Here is a 19,975-nt window from a genome sequence, read left to right on the forward strand (position 1 = left end):
TTCTGTGAGCGAACTCATTCGCGTACCTGACATCGGCAGCGGTGAAGGTGAAGTAATTGAACTGTTTGTGAAGGTCGGCGACCGTATCGAAGCCGACCAGAGCATCCTGACGCTGGAATCGGACAAGGCGAGCATGGAAGTGCCCGCGCCGAAGGCCGGTATTATCAAGAGCCTGAAAGTGAAGCTGGGCGATCGCCTGAAAGAAGGCGACGAACTGCTGGAGCTGGAAGTCGAAGGTGCCGCTGCTGCGGCCCCTGCGGCAGCCGCCGCACCGGCGGCCAAGGCTGAAGCCAAACCGGCTGCAGCTCCTGCCGCCGCTCCTGCTGCTGCGCCGGCTGCCGCCAGCGTTCAGCAAGTGCACGTGCCGGACATCGGTTCGTCGGGCAAGGCCCAGATCATCGAGATCCAGGTCAAGGTCGGCGACACCGTCGCGGCTGATCAATCGTTGATCACCCTGGAGTCCGACAAGGCGAGCATGGAAATCCCGTCGCCTGCCGCTGGCGTGGTCAAGGCCATCAGCGTCAAGCTCAACGACGAAGTCGGCACCGGCGACCTGATCCTGGACCTGGAAGTGGCGGGTGCTGCGGCACCGGCTGCTGCCGCTCCTGCTCAGGCCGCTGCACCTGCCGCCGCTGCTCCAGCGCCTGCCGCTGCCACCCCGGCTGCACCGGTTGCCGACAGCGTTCAGGACATCCACGTTCCGGACATCGGTTCGGCGGGCAAGGCCAAGATCATCGAAGTCCTGGTCAAGGCCGGCGACACCGTTGCAGCCGACCAGTCGCTGATCACCCTGGAATCCGACAAGGCGAGCATGGAAATTCCATCGCCTGCCGCTGGCGTGGTGGAAAGCGTTTCCATCAAGCTCGATGACGAAGTCGGTACCGGCGACCTGATCCTGAAACTGAAAGTCAAAGGCGCCGCTCCGGCCGCTGCACCGGCACCTGCCGCTGCTGCTCCGAGCGCACCTGCTCCAGCGGCTGCTCCTGCCGCCGCCGCTGCACCTGCTGCTGCCCCGGCCGCCGCTCCAGCCAAGCCGGGCGCCAAAGTTCACGCCGGCCCTGCCGTGCGTCAATTGGCCCGTGAATTCGGCGTCGAGCTGAGCGCCGTTGGCGCCAGCGGTCCGCACGGTCGCATCCTGAAAGAAGACGTGCAGGTTTACGTCAAAGCCATGATGCAGAAGGCCAAGGAAGCACCGGCCGCTGCTGCCGGCGCAACCGGTGGCGCGGGCATCCCGCCGATTCCGGTGGTGGACTTCAGCCGCTTCGGTGAAATCGAAGAAGTGCCGATGACCCGCCTGATGCAGGTCGGCGCTGCCAACCTGCACCGCAGCTGGCTGAACGTGCCGCACGTGACGCAATTCGACTCGGCGGATATCACCGAGCTCGAAGCGTTCCGCGTTGCCCAGAAAGCCGTTGCAGAGAAGGCCGGCGTCAAGCTGACCATCTTGCCGTTGCTGCTCAAGACCTGTGCGCACCTGCTCAAGGAACTGCCGGACTTCAACAGCTCGCTGGCGCCAAGCGGCAAAGCGATCATCCGCAAGAAATACGTGAACATCGGCTTCGCCGTCGACACCCCGGATGGCCTGCTGGTACCGGTCATCAAGAACGTCGACCAGAAGAGCCTGCTGCAACTGGCCGCCGAGGCTGCTTCCCTGGCTGAAAAAGCCCGGACCAAGAAGCTCTCGTCGGACGAGATGCAAGGCGCCTGCTTCACCATTTCCAGCCTCGGCCACATTGGCGGCACCGGCTTCACGCCGATCGTCAACGCGCCGGAAGTGGCGATCCTCGGTGTTTCCAAGGCAACCATCCAGCCAGTCTGGGACGGCAAAGCCTTCCAGCCGAAACTGATGCTGCCGCTGTCGCTGTCCTACGATCACCGCGTGATCAACGGCGCCGCTGCTGCACGCTTCACCAAGCGTCTGAGCGACCTGCTGGGCGACATCCGCACCATGCTCCTGTAACACCGACCGGCCCTCCTTCACCGGAGGGCCGATCGCGTTCCACGTTTCCGAGCGCCACGCTCGTACCTCAACCCCGCCAATTTGGCGGGGCTTTTTTTTGCCTGAAGTTATTGTTTAAAACGTCTTCCTACATTTGTGGCTGATATCGCCCACAACTCGAATCCATTTCTGCCAGATATTTTTTCGGGCCAAATAACTAGCCTTGGCTGCAAGACTACTTATTACATCCGAAACAACCATCTAACTAATTCGCAAGCAGCCGAATGGACTCAAACATGCTCAAACCAACTGTCGGCCCGATTATTGGTCACACCACAACTAATCACGCACGTATTTTTTTGCGCGGTGAACACAATAAAAACACTTTGGTATTTGCCGGCATTCGTTATAGACGACAAGGCGAAGATCACTGGTCAAAAGGCAACTTTGCGAAACTCGAACCCGATCACGACATGTGCGAAGTCTTTGCACTAAACAATCTGTCCGCCGACTCCGACTATGAATATCAGGCCGGGTGGTTCAGCCCGATAAGCCCGGCGCACACCGTCGACACGGTGAAGGAACTGCCGCTGCAATGGCCACGGCAGACTTATCAACTGCGTACCCGCTCCAGCGAAGCCAACCTGCCAAGGGCCTATATTGTCGGCTCCTGCCGATATCTGCGCATGACCGCAGGCATCGCATTCGCCCCTCACTTGGGCGACAGAATCTTCGCTTCAATTTCACGTCTGGTGGAGCAAGCCAGTCCTCCCGTCAGTGCGCTGGTGATGACGGGAGACCAAATTTATGTCGATGATTTGAACATCATTGCTCCTGATCGGGAACTCAAGGAAATCCTGCAAAAATATCGCGTGGCGTTTTCGCAGATAAATATCGCCAGATTAATGTCCCGCCTGCCCACTTACATGATCCTTGACGACCATGAAATAGAAGACAACTGGCCCGCCAACAAGAGCAGGTCCGATGACTACTTATATGCAAACGCAATCAGGGCCTATGAGTTGTATCAGGCCAGCCATAGCCCAGCTCATGCACTAACCAGTGATGGACTGATAATTAAACGACTGGACAAATACTGGTATCAATTTACTGAAGGTGATATCGAATGGTTTGTTACCGACAGTCGAACCCGACGCAATCTGTCGACCACTGACCGACGCATTCTCGACGCAGCCCAGGAACAGGCCTTGTGCGACTGGCTGATCCACAGCCCGGCGCGGGTCAAATTCGTGGTCACAAGTGTCATGTTCTACCCTGACCGCAAACGCCTGGGTGATGACGCCTGGCAGGCCTTCCCTGAACAACGGCTACGGTTGCTGGAGACCATTCGCACACACCGCATCAAAAACGTCGTGTTCATTTCCGGCGATGTCCACGGCTCGCTGACCAGCCGGTTGACCCACAGCGAGGACCCGGACTTCGAAGTCCACACCATTGTCTCGTCACCGCTGTGCAACAGCAGAATGTTGCCCTATGCCACGGCCTCCACGTTCGCCTTCGATCAACCCCTGGCACGAACCGCTTCCGGCGACTATTGCCATGAGCTGACCAGCAACGTGATCAGCCAGGATAACTTTGCCCACCTGGTCGTCGATGCCGGGCAGCTTCAGGTGAATTATCACGATCGGGAAGGCAAGTTGTTGCAGTCCATTGGCATCCGGTTTCGCTGACCCGGAAACAGATCGCAGCCATTGGCAATACTTGCAAAACTGCGATTTTTCGGCGAATCGCATTACTTTTTACCACCGACTGAAGAAATCCCGTCGCCTGCCGACATATTCTTATAGCACTTGGCCTTCATCTCTCTTGTCAGTCGGTGTCGCAATGATGCAACCTTGCCGCAGGCAACAGTCAAGAGGGCGAGAGCCCAGCGCGTTCAGCATATTCGAAGCGAGTTTCCCTCCATGAAAAGCCAACCCGATGCCACCAGCCGTATGGTGGCCGAGGTAGTGACGCAGTTGCCTGTGCCCTCGCGGCTCGGCATGCTGCGTTTCGAACGGCTTAATGAACCCAGCTGGGCGCTGCTGTTTCTCGATCCCAATTGCGAACGCCAGTTCGGCCTGCCAGCCGTGGAGCTATGTGCGCTGGTGGGCTTGCCCTATGCCAGCCTGATGGAGCCGCAAGCGCGCTACCAACTGCACGACGCGGTCCAGCAACAGCTGACTGAAAGCAAGCATTACCTGATCCGCTACACCCTGCACACCGCCTCGGGCTCCCTGAATCTGCTGGAACTGGGCGAAGCCTACAAACAACACAATCGCCATCTATTGCGCGGCTACCTGCTGGTCATTGACGGCCTGTTCGAGGATGACCCGCTGCAACCGGCCCTGGATCTGGAAACCCAGAACTCGCGCCTGCAAATCGCCCTGGAACTCAATCAGCGTGCCCAGCAGGAGCAACTGCTGCATCTGGACCGGGTGCGTGCCCAGCAGGACCTGATCCTGCTGCTCACCCGTCAACGCTACAGCAGCGGCAACTCCTTGCAGGAAGCCGCCGAGCTGATCACCCGCAGCGCCTGCGACATTTACGAAATCGACTGCGCCAGCCTGTGGCACCTCGAAGGCTCGAGGTTGGTGCCGATCTCGGCCTATCACCGCACGAGTCAGGAATACCTGCTGCCGCAGCCGATCGACGTCAGTGTTTTCCCCGATTACCTCGACGCTTTGCACACCGGCCGCGCCATCGACGCCCATAACGCCATGCGCGACCCGCGCACCCGGGAGATGGCCGAAAGCCTGCGCCCGCGCGACGTCAACGCAATGCTCGACGCCAGCATCCGCGTCGATGGCCAGGTGGTCGGCGTTTTATGCCTGGAGCAGACCGGTGCGACCCGCGCCTGGCAGTCGGATGAAATAGCCTTCGCCGGAGAGCTGGCGGACCAGTTTGCCCAGGTCATCAGCAACCACAACCGGCGAACCGCCACCAGCGCCCTGCACCTGTTCCAGCGAGCCGTCGAACAAAGTGCCAACGCCTTTCTGCTGGTCAATTGCGACGGCATGGTGGAATACGTCAACCCGAGCTTCACCGCGATCACCCAATATTCCACCGAGGAAGTGCACGGTCAGCGCCTGTCGGAACTGCCGGCCCTGGAGAACCTCAGCGAACTGCTGTTCGACGCGCCATCGGCGCTGGCCAACAGCAACAGTTGGCAGGGCGAATTCAAGAGCCGCCGGAAAAACCTCGAACCCTACTGGGGCCAATTGTCGATTTCCAAGGTGTACGGCGACAACCGCGAGCTGACCCATTACATCGGCATCTACGAAGACATCACCCAGACCAAGCTCGCCCAGCAACGCATCGAGCGCCTGGCCTACACCGACAACCTGACCAATCTCGGCAACCGCCCGGCCTTCATCCGCAACCTCGATGAACGCTTCGCCCGGGACAGCGACGCGCCGATCAGCCTGTTGCTGGTGGACATCGACAACTTCAAGCGGATCAACGACAGCCTCGGCCACCAGACCGGCGACAAGCTGCTGATCAGCCTGGCCCGGCGCCTGCGCAACAGCTTGATCCCGAGCGGCAGCCTGGCGCGATTCGCCAGTAACGAATTCGCCGTGTTGCTGGACAACAGCGACCTCACGGTCGGTCAGCAAGTGGCCAACCAGTTGCTGGCGACCCTCGACAAACCGATGTTCGTCGACAACCAGTTGATCAGCGTTACCGGCTCCGTCGGCCTGGCCTGCGCGCCGCTGCACGGGCGCGACCCGCAAACCCTGATGCGCAACGCCGGGCTGGCGCTGCACAAGGCCAAGGCCAACGGCAAACACCAGGTGCAAGTGTTCACCGAAGCGCTGAACGCCGAGGCCAGCTACAAGCTGTTCGTCGAAAACAACCTGCGCCGCGCCCTGACCCAGAACGAACTCGACGTGTTCTACCAGCCCAAGCTGTGCCTGCGCAGCGGACGCCTGTTGGGCATGGAGGCACTGTTGCGCTGGGATCATCCGGAAAAAGGCATGATCCGCCCGGACCAGTTCATCAGCGTCGCCGAAGAAACCGGATTGATCATTCCGATCGGCAAATGGATCGCCCGCCAGGCCTGCCGCATGAGCAAAGCGCTGACCGCCGCCGGCCTGGGCAACCTGCAAGTGGCGATCAACCTGTCGCCCAAGCAGTTCTCCGATCCGGACCTGGTGGCCTCCATTGCCAACATCCTCAAGGAAGAAGCCCTGCCAGCTCATTTGCTGGAGCTGGAACTGACCGAAGGCCTGCTGCTGGAAGCCACCGAAGACACCCACTTGCAGCTCGACCAGCTCAAGCGCCTGGGCCTGACCCTGGCCATGGACGACTTCGGCACCGGTTACTCGTCGCTCAGTTACTTGAAAAAATTCCCCATCGACATCATTAAGATCGATCGAAGCTTCATCCACGAAATCCCGGACAACCAGGACGACATGGAAATCACCTCCGCGGTGATCGCCATGGCCCACAACCTGAAACTCAAGGTCGTGGCTGAAGGCATCGAAACTGCCGAGCAGTTGTCGTTCCTGCGCCGTCACCGCTGCGACGTCGGCCAGGGCTACCTGTTCGACCGTCCAATCCCGGGCAACGAGCTGATCGACAAGCTCAAACGCTACCCGCGTGGCCCAATCGCCTGACAGCGCTCCAACTCTCGGGCAAACTGTTTGTCTGTCTAATTATCCTGACTGAGAGGACTGATCATGGTTCTGCGCTCGGAAATTCTGGTGAACAAAAACGTGCTCCCGACTAAAGAACAAGCTCTGCCCGGCCGCGAAACCGCGATGACCCTGCCTGAAAAGCACTTTGTGTTTAAAGACACCCCCTTGCTTGGCCCGTTCTTCGAAGATGTCGACTTCGCGATCTTCGGCCTCGGCTGCTTCTGGGGCGCGGAACGCCGCTTCTGGCAGCGTGAAGGCGTGGTCAGCACCGTGGTCGGCTACGCCGGCGGTTTCACGCCGAACCCGACCTACGAAGAAGTCTGCTCGGGCCTGACCGGCCACACCGAAGTGGTGCTGGTGGTGTATGACAAGGCCAAGGTCCGCTACGAAGAACTGCTGGCGATGTTCTGGGAATTGCACAACCCGACGCAGGGCATGCGTCAGGGCAATGACATCGGCACCCAGTACCGTTCGGCGATCTACGCCACTAGCCCGGAACAACTGGACGCGGCGCTCAAGAGCAAGGAAACCTACCAGGCCGAGCTATCCAAGGCTGGTCTCGGTGAAATCAGCACCGAAATCGACCAGGCCCCGACCGTCTACTTTGCCGAGACGTATCACCAGCAGTACCTGGCGAAAAATCCGGAAGGCTATTGCGGTATCGGTGGTACCGGCGTGACCTGCCCGATCTGACCGCCAAAACAAAAGATCGCAGCCTTCGGCAGCTCCTACGGGTGTACGCATAACCCTGTAGGAGCTGCCGCAGGCTGCGATCTTTTGATCATGCAGCTACTACTCGGCAATCAACCAATCCATCCGCCACCCACCCTGTGTCTGCCCCAGCTTCTCAGACAACCACGGCAACAGTTCACGCAACTCTTCCTCCAGCCCCCAAGGCGGATTGGCAATCGCCAGCCCGGAGCCGTTCAGGCTGTTGGGCGTATCCAGTGGATGCACCAGCAACTCCACGCGCAACAACTTCGGCGCACCGGTGCCAGCCAGATCCTGGTAAAAGCGACGCAACGCGCGCTGATCCTTCACCGGGTACCAGATTGCCGCAACGGTCTGGCGCATCCGGCCAATCGCTTCCTTCAACGACGCGGCACAACGCTGCATCTCGTCGAGCTTCTCGAACGGCGGATCGATCAACATCACCGCACGCTTCTCCGGCACCGGCAGCAAGGCCCGCGGCACATGCCAGCCCTCGCCCAGGTGCACCTTGACCCGGCGATCACCGGCCATGTTGTCCTTGAGCAGCACGCCGTCTTCCGGATGCTTCTCGTTGAGCAACACACGGTCCTGCGGGCGGGTCAGACGACGCGCCAGTTCCGGCGACCCCGGGTAATAGCGCAACTGGCCATCCGGGTTCATCTCGTGCAGCACCTGCATGTAATCAGCGGTCAGGATCGGCAGATCCGGTTGATCCCACAAACGCGCAATGCCTTCCAGGTACTCACCGGTTCGGTTGGCCTGGTCACCCTGAAGGTCATACAGACCGATGCCGGCGTGAGTGTCGAGATAGGCAAACGGCTGCTCCTTGCGCGACATCAGGGCGATGAGGCGGGTCAAGGTCAGGTGTTTGAACACATCGGCGTGATTGCCGGCATGGAAGGCGTGACGATAATTCATGGCTGCTCCTGCGAAGGCCGGGAAGTTTACCTTTTACCGGCCGGCAAGTCAGGGGTTCGCGGCTGAGTGGCCAGTTGAGGCACTACACCCCCCTAGCCACAAGAGCCCTATGTGCTACACCGAAGGCCGCGCCCGCAACCGCCGCCCAACCACATCCAGCACATCACAGCCATCGCGTAACGCAATGGCGCAGAGCAAGGCGAAATCGCTGAGGATGAAGGACTCGCACTCGATCGAACCGCGCATGGACAGGTTCTCAAGCACTTGGGTGACTGCGCGGATTCTGTAGTTGGCGGCATCGCTGAGGATGTCGAGTGGCGCATGGGTGTCGACGAACAGGGTGGGCATATCGGTGCAGTTGCTGGTCAATGCCATGAAGCGGTTGTCGGGATGGGGGATTGGTTTTTCGTAGGGTGGGTCAGGGTGAATTGTTTTCATTAGTAGCTCCCAAAGATGAATCGGAGCTGCCATCAGCCTTCCTACAGGCCAGGGTGGCAGCTAAGCGCGGGGTAGGAATATCGAGACCTTTGGGAAAACCCGACCACGCCGAAGCGTGCCCGCGCATAGCTGCCGCAACTGATCTTACGGGCGCATGTAAACGACCGCAAACCAAGTATTGACGCTAAGTGCTTCCCATCGGCCTTGAGAGGTTCCTACACCCCACCACTGAATTGTCAGTGACCGCAAAAGACTATCGACGGAACTCGCATCGCACCACTTCATGAAAACCGCTACGTTTTGAAGGAAACGTCCGAGGACCCTGCCCGGAAAATTCGCAGATGATGACGGGCACCACGGAGATTGGAGAAGCAAAAAAAAACGGCCCGCACCATAAGGCTGCGAGCCGTTCCTTTATCAGGGATGGGTAGAATTCAACCCATCACTCATCACTTGTTCAGACGATAATCACTCTCTGCAGCAGCAAAACGCTGGAACATGCCGGCAGTCGGTGTACCCAGTTTGCTGACGAAGTAGATCGCCAGGCTGGCGAAGATGAAACCAGGGATGATTTCGTACAGGCCCAGCAGTTCGAAGTGCTTCCAGACCACAACTGTGATCGCGCCGACCAGGATACCGGCCAGTGCGCCGTTGCGGGTCATGTCTTTCCAGATCACGGAGATCAGCACGACCGGACCGAATGCGGCACCGAAACCGGCCCAGGCGTAGCTCACCAGGCCCAGAACACGGTTTTCCGGGTTGGCCGCCAGCGCGATAGCAATCAGGGCAACCAACAGCACCATGGCACGACCGACCCAGACCAGCTCCAGCTGCGAAGCGGATTTACGCAGGAAGGTCTTGTAGAAGTCTTCGGTCAGGGCGCTCGAGCACACCAGCAACTGGCAGCTCAGGGTGCTCATGACGGCAGCCAGAATGGCCGACAGCAGGATACCGGCGATCCATGGGTTAAAGAGGATTTTGGCCAGTTCGATGAACACACGCTCGTGGTTTTCACTCACTGGCATGGCCACGGCCGGGTTGGCCGAGAAGTAGGCGATACCGAAGAAGCCGACTGCCACGGTGCCGCCCAGGCACAGGATCATCCAGGTCATGGAGATGCGACGGGCGTTGGCGATCGATTTAACCGAATCGGCAGCCATGAAACGCGCCAGGATGTGCGGCTGACCGAAGTAGCCCAGGCCCCAGCCCATCAGCGAGATGATGCCGATGAAAGTGGTGCCTTTGAGCATGTCGAAGTTGGCGGGATCTTGCGCCTCGATAGCCAGGAAGGTGGTGTCAACGCCACCGGTGGCCAGCAGCACGATGACCGGCGTCAGGATCAACGCGAAGATCATCAGGGTGGCTTGTACGGTGTCAGTCCAGCTCACCGCCAGGAAACCGCCGACGAAGGTGTAGGCAATCGTCGCCGCAGCACCGGCCCACAGCGCAGTCTCGTAGGACATGCCGAAGGTGCTTTCGAACAGACGGGCACCGGCAACGATGCCGGAAGCGCAGTAGATGGTGAAGAACACCAGGATCACGACGGCGGAGATGATCCGCAGCAGGCCGCTTTTGTCTTCGAAACGGCTGGCGAAGTAGTCCGGCAGGGTCAGTGCATCACCGTTGTGCTCGGTCTGTACACGCAGACGGCCGGCGACGAACAGCCAGTTCAGGTAGGCGCCGACGATCAGGCCGATGGCGATCCAGCTTTCGGAAAGACCGGACATGTAGATCGCGCCAGGCAAGCCCATCAACAACCAGCCACTCATGTCGGAGGCACCGGCGGACAGTGCGGTCACGACGCTGCCCAGGCTACGGCCGCCCAGAATGTAGTCGGAAAGGTTGTTGGTGGAGCGATAGGCCATCAAGCCGATCAGCACCATTGCTGCGATGTAGATCACGAACGTGATCAGGGTTGGATTGCTTACGCTCATTAAGTGACGCCCTGGCTTTGTTTTTATGTAGCGGCGGCTGGTGAACCGCTCGCAAACGCATACGTTTGACAGACGATCCGGATTCCCGCGCATTTATGACTGATGTTTCCCCAGGAAAGCCATCAGCCGGAGCACCCGGGTTTTCCCTAGGTTGCACCTTGGGCGCGAATGCTATTCAACAAAGTAAATAAGGTGCAACCAGTTTCTTGAGAATAAGTTGCACCTAGTCGGAAATAAACGTTAAAAATCGTTTTTGCTCCTTTTCGGAGCAAAAACGAGTGTTAACTCACTGGAAAAGCACCAAGCAAATGCAGCAAAGCCGTACCAGAATTTATTTCCTGATGAGCTGCGTAATATTCCGACAAAAAAAGGGTTGCACCCGGTTGCACCTCAACAGTCGCACGGCTAATCTTGCCGCCAGCTGATGCCACGCAGTCGTGGCAAACATGAGGATAAAAACATGGCTACCACCACCCTTGGGGTCAAACTTGACGACCCGACCCGCGAACGCCTCAAGGCCGCCGCGACCTCGATTGATCGCACGCCGCACTGGCTGATCAAGCAGGCAATCTTCAATTACCTGGAAAAACTCGAGGGTGGTGCAACCCTGACCGAGCTGAGCGGCTTGCCCAAGGATTCCGACGACAGCGTCGACGCGCCTCTGGATCACGCCCACCAGTGCTTCCTCGAATTCGCCGAAAGCATCCTGCCGCAATCGGTACTGCGTGCATCGATCACCGCCGCTTATCGTCGCCCGGAACCCGAAGTGGTGCCGATGCTGATCGAGCAGGCACGCCTGCCGGCGCCGATGGCTGAAGCCACCAACAAACTCGCCGCCTCGATTGCTGAAAAACTGCGCAACCAGAAGAGCGCTGGCGGCCGTGCCGGTATCGTTCAGGGCCTGCTGCAGGAGTTCTCCCTGTCGTCCCAGGAAGGCGTGGCGCTGATGTGCCTGGCCGAAGCGCTGTTGCGCATCCCGGACAAAGGCACCCGCGACGCCCTGATCCGCGACAAGATCAGCACCGGCAACTGGCAGCCGCACCTGGGCAACAGCCCGTCGTTGTTCGTCAACGCCGCCACCTGGGGCTTGCTGCTGACCGGCAAACTGGTGTCGACCCACAACGAAGCCGGCCTGACGTCGTCCCTGAGCCGCATCATCGGCAAGAGCGGCGAGCCGATGATCCGCAAGGGCGTCGACATGGCCATGCGTCTGATGGGCGAGCAGTTCGTGACCGGCGAAACCATCGCCGAAGCCTTGGCCAATGCGAGCAAGTTTGAAACCAAGGGCTTCCGCTATTCCTACGACATGCTGGGTGAAGCCGCGCTCACCGAGCACGACGCCCAGAAGTACCTGGCCTCGTACGAACAAGCCATCCACTCGATCGGCAAAGCCTCCCACGGTCGCGGGATTTATGAAGGCCCGGGCATCTCGATCAAGCTGTCCGCCCTGCACCCGCGCTACAGCCGTGCGCAGTACGAGCGCGTGATGGAAGAGCTGTACCCGCGCCTGCTGTCGCTGACCCTGCTGGCCAAGCAATACGACATCGGCCTGAATATCGACGCCGAAGAAGCCGACCGCCTCGAGCTGTCGCTGGATCTGCTCGAGCGCCTGTGCTTCGAGCCGCAACTGACTGGCTGGAACGGCATCGGTTTCGTGATCCAGGCGTACCAGAAGCGTTGCCCGTACGTGATCGACTACGTGATCGACCTGGCTCGCCGCAGCCGTCATCGCCTGATGATCCGCCTGGTGAAAGGCGCGTACTGGGACAGCGAAATCAAGCGCGCCCAGGTCGAAGGCCTGGAAGGCTACCCGGTCTATACCCGCAAGGTGTACACCGACGTTTCCTACATCGCTTGCGCCCGCAAGCTGCTGTCGGTGCCAGAAGTCATCTACCCGCAGTTCGCCACGCACAACGCCCACACCCTGTCGGCCATTTATCACATTGCCGGTCAGAACTATTACCCGGGTCAGTACGAGTTCCAGTGCCTGCACGGCATGGGTGAACCGCTATACGAACAGGTTGTAGGCAAAGTTTCCGAAGGCAAGCTGAACCGTCCGTGCCGTGTGTACGCTCCAGTCGGCACCCACGAAACCCTGCTGGCCTACCTGGTGCGTCGCCTGCTGGAAAACGGCGCGAACACTTCCTTCGTCAACCGTATCGCCGACCAGTCGATTTCCATCCAGGAACTGGTAGCCGATCCGGTAGCCAGCATCGAGCAGATGGCGACCGTGGAAGGTGGTTTCGGCCTGCCGCACCCGCGCATTCCGCTGCCACGCGACCTGTATGGCTCTGAGCGCGCCAACTCCAGCGGCATCGACATGGCCAACGAACATCGTTTGGCGTCCCTGTCCTGCGCGCTTCTTGCTACCGCGCACAACCACTGGAAAGCCGCGCCGATGCTCGGTTGTGTTTCCAGCAGCGAAGCGCCGGCACCGGTGCTGAACCCATCCGATCTGCGTGATGTGGTCGGCCATGTACAGGAAGCCACCGTCGAAGACGTCGACAACGCGATCCAGTGCGCCCTGAACGCCGCACCGATCTGGCAGGCCACGCCGCCCGCCGAACGCGCCGCGATCCTGGAACGTGCCGCCGACCTGATGGAAGCCGAGATCCAGCCGCTGATGGGCCTGCTGGCTCGCGAAGCCGGCAAAACCTTCGCCAACGCCATCGCTGAAGTGCGTGAAGCCGTGGACTTCCTGCGTTACTACGCGGTGCAGGCACGCAACGATTTCACCAACGACGCCCACCGTCCGCTGGGCCCAGTGGTGTGCATCAGCCCTTGGAACTTCCCGCTGGCGATCTTCAGTGGCCAAGTGGCTGCCGCCCTGGCTGCCGGTAACCCGGTATTGGCCAAGCCTGCGGAACAGACTCCATTGGTTGCGGCTCAAGCCGTGCGCCTGCTGCTCGAAGCCGGTATTCCGGAAGGCGTGCTGCAACTGCTGCCGGGTCGCGGTGAAACCGTCGGTGCCGGCCTGGTCGGCGACGATCGCGTCAAAGGCGTGATGTTCACCGGATCCACCGAAGTCGCGCGCTTGCTGCAACGCAACATCGCCGGCCGTCTGGACAGCCAGGGTCGTCCGATCCCACTGATCGCCGAAACCGGTGGCCAGAACGCAATGATCGTCGACTCTTCGGCACTGACCGAACAGGTGGTGATCGACGTGGTTTCGTCGGCGTTCGACAGCGCCGGTCAGCGTTGCTCGGCCCTGCGTGTCTTGTGCCTGCAGGAAGATTCCGCCGACCGCGTCATCGAAATGCTCAAGGGCGCGATGGCTGAAAGCCGTCTCGGCAACCCTGAGCGTCTGTCCGTGGACATCGGCCCGGTGATCGACGCCGAAGCCAAGGCTGGCATCGAGAAGCACATCCAGGCCATGCGCGACAAAGGTCGCAGCGTGTACCAGGTGGCCATCGCCGATGCCGAAGAAGTCAAACGCGGCACCTTCGTGATGCCGACGCTGATCGAACTGGAAAGCTTCGACGAACTGCAACGGGAGATCTTCGGCCCGGTGCTGCACGTGGTTCGCTACAAGCGCAAAGACATCGATCAACTGATCGGTCAGATCAACGCTTCCGGCTACGGCCTGACCCTGGGCGTGCACACCCGCATCGACGAAACCATCGCCAAGGTGATCGACAACGTCAACGCCGGTAACGTCTACGTCAACCGCAACATCGTTGGTGCCGTGGTCGGCGTTCAACCGTTCGGCGGCGAAGGCCTGTCGGGTACCGGCCCGAAAGCCGGTGGCCCGCTGTACCTGTACCGCCTGCTGTCGACCCGCCCTGCGGATGCCATCGAACAATCCTTCGCTCGCGGTGATGCTGCCGCAGCACCGGACGTTCGTCTGCGCGACGCCATGAGCAAGCCGCTGACCGCCTTGAAAGCCTGGGCCGACAGCCACAAGTTCGCCGATCTGAGCACCCTGTGCGTGCAGTTCGCTGCGCAATCGCAAAGCGGCATCACCCGCGTTCTGGCTGGCCCGACTGGCGAGCGCAACAGCTACGCGATCCTGCCACGCGAACACGTGCTGTGCCTGACGGAAGTCGAAGGCGATCTGCTGACTCAACTGGCGGCGGTATTGGCTGTCGGTGGTTCGGCGGTCTGGCCGGAAACTGACTTGAGCAAGGCATTGTTCGCACGTCTGCCGAAGGATATTCAGGCACGCATCAAGCTGGTTTCCGACTGGAACAAGGACGAAGTGGTGTTTGATGCGGTTGTGCATCACGGCCATTCCGACCAGTTGCGTGCGGTGTGCCAGCAGGTTGCCAAGCGTGCCGGCGCCATCGTTGGGGTTCAGGGCCTGTCGCAAGGCGAATCCAACATTGCGCTGGAACGCCTGGTGATCGAGCGGGCGTTGAGTGTCAACACGGCGGCGGCGGGTGGTAATGCCAGCCTGATGACGATCGGCTAAAACCGATACGCCAGGCAGCTGCAATGGCTGCCTGGCGTGCAAAATCCCTGTGGGAGCGAGCTTGCTCGCGATAGCGATCTATCAGTCACCTTCAATGTTGACTGATCTGCCGCCATCGCGAGCAAGCTCGCTCCCACAGTGGTTTGTGGTGACCACTAAGTCACTGCCCTACCCCACCATCACCCTCATCAATCATCCTGTTCAGTCTTTATTCCCACGCCTAGACTCGGCCCATTCCAACAAAAGGTAGGCCGCCATGTCCGAGACGTTGCTCAGTTCCCGCAATCTGGCTTTCGAGCTGTATGAAGTCCTCGATGCCGAGGGCCTGACCCAGCGCGAGCGTTTCGCCGAGCACAATCGCGAAACCTTCGATGCGGCCATTGGCACCGCCCGCAGCATCGCCGAGAAGTTCTTCGCCCCGCACAACCGCAAGGGCGACGAGAACGAGCCGCGCTATGAAAACGGTCAGGCGATTCTGATTCCGGAAGTGAAACCGGCGGTAGACGCCTTCCTCGAAGCCGGTTTCCTCAACGCCGCGCGCAGTTTCGACGCTGGCGGCATGCAACTTCCTACCTTGCTTTCCCAGGCCTGCTTTTCGCACTTCCAGTCGGCCAACGCCGCGTCGACGTCTTATCCGTTCCTGACCATGGGCGCGGCCAACCTGATCGAAAGCTTCGGCACCGAAGAGCAGAAGCGCCGCTTCCTGCAACCGATGATCGACGGCCGCTTCTTCGGCACCATGGCCCTGACCGAACCCCACGCGGGCTCGTCGCTGTCGGATATTCGTACCCGCGCCGAGCCGGCGTCTGACGGCACTTATCGCCTCAAGGGCAACAAGATCTTCATCTCCGGCGGCGATCACCCGTTGTCGGAAAACATCGTGCACATGGTACTGGCCAAGCTGCCGGACGCGCCGGCCGGGGTGAAGGGCATTTCGCTGTTCATCGTGCCCAAGTTCCTGGTCAACGATGACGGCAGCCTGGGTCAGCGCAACGATGTGCTGCTGGCCGGGCTGTTCCACAAGATGGGCTGGCGTGGCACCACGTCCACCGCGCTGAATTTCGGCGATAACGGCGAGTGCGTCGGCTATCTGGTGGGCAAGCCGCACCAGGGCTTGAGTTACATGTTCCAGATGATGAACGAGGCGCGGATCGGGGTCGGCATGGGCGCGGTGATGCTCGGTTACGCCGGTTACCTGTACTCGCTGGAATATGCCCGCGAGCGTCCGCAGGGGCGCGTGCCGGACAGCAAGGACCCGAACACCGCGCCGGTGGCAATCATTCAGCACGCCGACGTCAAACGCATGCTGCTGACACAAAAGGCCTACGTCGAAGGCTCGTTCGACCTCGGCCTGTATGCGGCGCGGCTGTTCGATGACACCACCACGCTTGCGACTGAAGCCGAACGCAAGCAGGCCCATGAACTGCTGGACCTGCTGACGCCGATCGTCAAATCCTGGCCGTCGGAGTTCTGCCTGAAGGCCAACGAGCTGGCGATCCAGATCCTCGGCGGCCACGGCTACACCCGCGAATACCCGGTGGAGCAGTACTACCGCGACAACCGCCTGAACCCGATCCACGAAGGCACCCACGGCATTCAGTCGCTGGACCTGCTGGGGCGCAAACTGGCGCAGAACGGCGGTGCGGGGCTCAAGCAGCTGATCCGCCTGATCGCCGATACCGCCGAGCGCGCCCAGGCGTTTGATTCGCTGACGCCGCTACGCGAACCGCTGGAGAAACTGGTGGCGCGCCTGCAAACCGTGACCATTGGCCTGCTGACTGATCTGGCACAAGGCAAGGTCAACAGCAGCCTGGCGAATTCGGCGTTGTACCTGAAGGTGTTTGGTCACACGGTGATTGGCTGGCGCTGGCTGGAGCAGGCGATCCGCGCCGAAGAAGGCTTAGCCAAGAGCAATGCGGCGGATGTCAGTTTCTATAAAGGCAAGCTGCAGGCGGCGCGCTACTTCCTGACGTGGGAAGTGCCGGGTTGCCACCATGAGCTGGCGATTCTTGAAGCTCGGGATGATGTATGCCTGGGGATGCAGGATGAGTGGTTCTGATCCTGATCCTGTTTAGCTGCTGAGATCCAATCGCGAGCAAGCTCGCTCCCACAGGAGTCTCTGTTGTTCACAAATTTTGTGTTTAACATTAAACCCTGTGGGAGCGAGCTTGCTCGCGATGGCGTCGGCACTCTCAACACATCAGCCCAGCTTGAACCCACCCATCTGCCGCGCCAGATCATCCGCCAACCGCTGCAACGTCTGGCAATCATCCCGACAGGCCCTGACCTCCCCCGCCGTCGCCCGGGCCAGATCGGAAATGCCCTGCACGTTGCGATTGATTTCCTCGGTCACCGCCGATTGCTCTTCCGTCGCCGTCGCCACCTGATGGTTCATGTCGCTGATGCGTTCCACTTGCCCGGTAATCGCGGTCAGCGAGGCGCCGGTACGCTGGCTCGACTCGACCCCCGTGCCCGTCGCGGCTTGTCCGGAATGCATCGATGACACGGCGTTTTCCGCGCCTTGTTTGAGGCTGCCGATCATCTGCTGGATTTCATCGGTGGAGGCTTGAGTGCGTCGCGCCAATGTCCGCACTTCATCGGCCACCACCGCGAATCCACGCCCCATGTCCCCGGCCCGCGCCGCKTCGATAGCGGCGTTGAGCGCCAGCAGGTTGGTCTGCTCGGAAATCCCGCGGATCACCGCCAGCACCTGATCGATGGACGCCACTTGATGGGCCAGTTCACCTACCGCCGTGGCCGCGACGCCGATTTCGTCAGACATATTTTCAATGTGCCGAATCGATCCGCCTACCACTTCCCGTGCCTGCATCGCCTCATCCCGAGCCGTTTGCGATGCGACCGCCGCGTTGCCGGCGTTCTGGGCGATCTCCTGAACGGTCAGGCCCATTTCGTGAACCGCAGTGGCAACCATGTCGGTCATTTCCTGTTGGCGGCCGGAGCGTTCAGCGGTGTTATCCACAACCCGTGCAACCTGGCCGACAGCGGTGCGCAACTGCTCGCTGGTGGTCAGCACTTCGCCGATCATGTCGCGCTGGCTATCCAGGAACCGATTGAAACCGCGAGCCAGGTCGCCCAGCTCATCAGCACGGCTAGAATCTAACCGGTGGGTCAAATCTCCACCGCCACTACCGATTGCTACCAATGCCGCTGTTACCTGACGAATCGGGCGCACCAGCCCACGGGCCAGCAACACCACCAGCAACAGGCACACCAAGGCCACCGCCAGGCCGATACCACTGCTCATCCACATGGCGCGGCGGGCTTCGGCGTAGATCTGAGATTGCGGCACTTCAGCCACCAGGGTCCAGCCGAGATCGCGCAATGGCAGGCTTAACGCGAGGAAGTCTTCACCGTCACGCTGGAAGCCGCTGCTGGTGGCAGCGTTTTGACTCATCACCGATTGTGCCGCCGTAGGACCAATCTGCTCGGTCAAAGTGCGTTTGCCGCTGAATTGCGCCTCGGGATGCACCTGGATCAAACCGTCGGAACGCACGAGATAGACCTTGCCGCGCTCCCCAAAGCTGAAGTTGTGGATCAGCTCCGATAGCTCTTTCATGCTCAGGCCAAGCCCGGCAACGCCCACGACTTTACCGGCCTGCTCGACTTTGAAGTCGATGAAAAGCGCCAATTCTCCGGTGGCCGTGTCGTTATCGATGTTGAGAGTGCGCGGCTGGTTGCTGTCGAGGAACGAGTAGAACCAGGCGTCTTTCGGATTGGAACGACTGAGGGTGCGATCCAGGCCTTTTTCGGTGAAGTAATGGTTGGACGCGGTGCCGACAATAATCGCGGTAAAGGCCTTGTGCTCGGCGCGGATACCTTCGAGATAGGTAGTAAACGTGCCAGCCTGGGCACTGTCTTCACCCCCGGCCAGCCAGTCGCGCACCATGCTGTTGCTGGCGATGTCCTTGGCGGCGGTGAGGGGTTGAACGAGGATCCGCTCGATGTCGTTGCGCATCGCTTCGATGCTCGATGGCAAGGCCTGCTCGACCAGATAGCTCTGGGCGAGGCGGTTGACCACCAGGGTATAAATGCCAACCACGATCAGGATACTGACGAGCAGAGCGCTGCCCATACTCAGGATCAACTGCCATTGAATACTGCGTCGCCAGAACTGCATGGAGCACCCCCAAAGAATAAGAGGCTGAAACACTGCAACAGCCGTGCCGATTGTATACAAACCAACCGACAATTTATTCTTTGGTTGTGCGCAAAGCCGATCAGGCCTGATTGATCGTCTTGGAGATCACTTCAACCGTGGCGCTGACTTGCTCTTGGTAACGGTCGAGTTCGAGCTTGTGCTGCTTCTGCATTTCGATCTGCTGGGAGCACAGATTCATCGCCGCCAGCACCAGCAGTCGGTCACCGATCAGCGTCGGGTACTTCCTCTTGGTTTCGGCCAGGGCTGCCTTCAACATCATCGCGGCGTCCAGCAGGGTCTGTTCTTCCCCGGCCGGTGCCTTGATCGAATAGTCCTCTCCCAGGATCGAGACGACTTTTACCCCTGCGGCGTTGTAACTCATGCGCTGACAGGACCTGCGCTGACACGCTCAACCAGGGCCTGGATGCGAGCCGCCGTGGCACCTTGCTTCTCTTCGTGCTCCATCAGGCTCAGTTGCAGGCTTTCGTTTTCATCTTTGGCCTGGGCCAGTTCCGCGGTCAGGTTCTGGTTCTGTTGCACCAGGTCGCTGACCAGTTGTTCCAATTGACTTAGGGATGCTTCCAACATTTTGATTTTCCGGGCTTTTTCAAAGGGCGCGTACGATAAAGAAAAGTCACCCTGGATGCCAGGGTTATACAGGCGCAAGGCCTTGATTTTGCTGACCAGTGACCTTTCTCGCGAACTGTAGAGACTGTGATTGCCCGATCTGGTTCCTGCACTTCGTCGCCGTGGCGTTTGTGCGGTCCCTCTCCCTGCGCAAGCGACAAAAGCTTTTTGACAGCATCACATTTCAACAGGTTAGAA

At 60.0% G+C, this 19,975-nt stretch carries 12 protein-coding genes and 1 pseudogene; 6 read left to right on the forward strand and 7 right to left on the reverse strand.

Annotated features, from left to right (window positions below; all coding sequences use genetic code 11):
• Positions 1–4 precede the first annotated feature (4 nt).
• The 4 genes from aceF (at position 5) to msrA (ending at position 7,272) form a co-directional block, all read left to right on the forward strand.
• Positions 5–1,960, forward strand: coding sequence for a dihydrolipoyllysine-residue acetyltransferase (gene aceF / locus AC1D1M_RS09490; RefSeq protein ID WP_477775435.1), 1,956 nt, complete (start codon positions 5–7; stop codon positions 1,958–1,960).
• Positions 1,961–2,235: 275 nt separating this feature from the next.
• On the forward strand, positions 2,236–3,630 hold the full coding sequence (locus tag AC1D1M_RS09495; protein ID WP_477775436.1) for an alkaline phosphatase D family protein: 1,395 nt from the start codon (positions 2,236–2,238) through the stop codon (positions 3,628–3,630).
• Positions 3,631–3,864: 234 nt separating this feature from the next.
• On the forward strand, positions 3,865–6,558 hold the full coding sequence (locus AC1D1M_RS09500) for a putative bifunctional diguanylate cyclase/phosphodiesterase (RefSeq protein WP_477775437.1): 2,694 nt from the start codon (positions 3,865–3,867) through the stop codon (positions 6,556–6,558).
• A gap of 63 nt (positions 6,559–6,621) precedes the next feature.
• A complete protein-coding gene (msrA, locus tag AC1D1M_RS09505; RefSeq protein ID WP_477775438.1) occupies positions 6,622–7,272 on the forward strand; it encodes a peptide-methionine (S)-S-oxide reductase MsrA in 651 nt (216 codons plus the stop codon).
• Positions 7,273–7,371: 99 nt separating this feature from the next.
• Here the strand turns inward: msrA and AC1D1M_RS09510 are convergent, their stop codons facing one another.
• The 3 genes from AC1D1M_RS09510 to putP form a co-directional block, all read right to left on the reverse strand.
• Positions 7,372–8,208, reverse strand: coding sequence for a 23S rRNA (adenine(2030)-N(6))-methyltransferase RlmJ (locus tag AC1D1M_RS09510; protein WP_477775439.1), 837 nt, complete (start codon positions 8,206–8,208; stop codon positions 7,372–7,374).
• A 114-nt stretch (positions 8,209–8,322) separates the two neighbouring features.
• Positions 8,323–8,646 carry a hypothetical protein gene (locus AC1D1M_RS09515; RefSeq protein WP_477775440.1) on the reverse strand — a complete coding sequence of 108 codons (324 nt, stop codon included), beginning with the start codon at positions 8,644–8,646 and terminating at the stop codon, positions 8,323–8,325.
• A gap of 449 nt (positions 8,647–9,095) precedes the next feature.
• Positions 9,096–10,580 carry a sodium/proline symporter PutP gene (gene putP, locus AC1D1M_RS09520; RefSeq protein WP_477775441.1) on the reverse strand — a complete coding sequence of 495 codons (1,485 nt, stop codon included), beginning with the start codon at positions 10,578–10,580 and terminating at the stop codon, positions 9,096–9,098.
• 460 nt (positions 10,581–11,040) lie between these two features.
• On the opposite strand from putP, the gene putA reads away from it, so the two are divergent.
• Entirely contained in the window at positions 11,041–14,991 is a 3,951-nt protein-coding gene (gene putA / locus AC1D1M_RS09525; RefSeq protein WP_477775442.1) for a trifunctional transcriptional regulator/proline dehydrogenase/L-glutamate gamma-semialdehyde dehydrogenase, read from the forward strand.
• Between the two features lie 256 nt (positions 14,992–15,247).
• A complete protein-coding gene (locus tag AC1D1M_RS09530) occupies positions 15,248–17,050 on the forward strand; it encodes an acyl-CoA dehydrogenase (RefSeq protein ID WP_477775443.1) in 1,803 nt (600 codons plus the stop codon).
• Between the two features lie 141 nt (positions 17,051–17,191).
• Here the strand turns inward: AC1D1M_RS09530 and AC1D1M_RS09535 are convergent, their stop codons facing one another.
• The 4 genes and pseudogenes from AC1D1M_RS09535 to AC1D1M_RS09550 all read right to left on the reverse strand — a co-directional run bounded on the left by AC1D1M_RS09535 (position 17,192) and on the right by AC1D1M_RS09550 (position 19,738).
• Positions 17,192–18,037 carry a methyl-accepting chemotaxis protein gene (locus AC1D1M_RS09535; protein WP_477775652.1) on the reverse strand — a complete coding sequence of 282 codons (846 nt, stop codon included), beginning with the start codon at positions 18,035–18,037 and terminating at the stop codon, positions 17,192–17,194.
• An 18-nt stretch (positions 18,038–18,055) separates the two neighbouring features.
• Positions 18,056–19,129: pseudogene (locus AC1D1M_RS09540) on the reverse strand (HAMP domain-containing protein); the annotation flags it as partial.
• A 100-nt stretch (positions 19,130–19,229) separates the two neighbouring features.
• Positions 19,230–19,532, reverse strand: coding sequence for a cell division protein ZapA (locus AC1D1M_RS09545; RefSeq protein ID WP_007981180.1), 303 nt, complete (start codon positions 19,530–19,532; stop codon positions 19,230–19,232).
• Positions 19,529–19,738 carry a hypothetical protein gene (locus AC1D1M_RS09550; RefSeq protein ID WP_095943263.1) on the reverse strand — a complete coding sequence of 70 codons (210 nt, stop codon included), beginning with the start codon at positions 19,736–19,738 and terminating at the stop codon, positions 19,529–19,531. Before AC1D1M_RS09550 ends, AC1D1M_RS09545 begins: the two co-directional genes overlap by 4 nt.
• Positions 19,739–19,975 lie beyond the last annotated feature (237 nt).

The sequence above is a fragment of the Pseudomonas sp. P1_F7 genome (genome assembly GCF_056405655.1).

Excerpts from the sequence above, each read along its gene's own strand:
- AC1D1M_RS09515 (WP_477775440.1), bottom strand. The coding sequence starts at position 8,646 with ATGAAAACAATTCACCCTGACCCACCCTACGAAAAACCAATCCCCCAT.
- AC1D1M_RS09530 (WP_477775443.1), top strand. The coding sequence starts at position 15,248 with ATGTCCGAGACGTTGCTCAGTTCCCGCAATCTGGCTTTCGAGCTGTAT.
- AC1D1M_RS09510 (WP_477775439.1), bottom strand. The coding sequence starts at position 8,208 with ATGAATTATCGTCACGCCTTCCATGCCGGCAATCACGCCGATGTGTTC.
- msrA (WP_477775438.1), top strand. The coding sequence starts at position 6,622 with ATGGTTCTGCGCTCGGAAATTCTGGTGAACAAAAACGTGCTCCCGACT.
- putA (WP_477775442.1), top strand. The coding sequence starts at position 11,041 with ATGGCTACCACCACCCTTGGGGTCAAACTTGACGACCCGACCCGCGAA.
- AC1D1M_RS09545 (WP_007981180.1), bottom strand. The coding sequence starts at position 19,532 with ATGAGTTACAACGCCGCAGGGGTAAAAGTCGTCTCGATCCTGGGAGAG.
- AC1D1M_RS09500 (WP_477775437.1), top strand. The coding sequence starts at position 3,865 with ATGAAAAGCCAACCCGATGCCACCAGCCGTATGGTGGCCGAGGTAGTG.
- AC1D1M_RS09550 (WP_095943263.1), bottom strand. The coding sequence starts at position 19,738 with ATGTTGGAAGCATCCCTAAGTCAATTGGAACAACTGGTCAGCGACCTG.
- putP (WP_477775441.1), bottom strand. The coding sequence starts at position 10,580 with ATGAGCGTAAGCAATCCAACCCTGATCACGTTCGTGATCTACATCGCA.
- AC1D1M_RS09495 (WP_477775436.1), top strand. The coding sequence starts at position 2,236 with ATGCTCAAACCAACTGTCGGCCCGATTATTGGTCACACCACAACTAAT.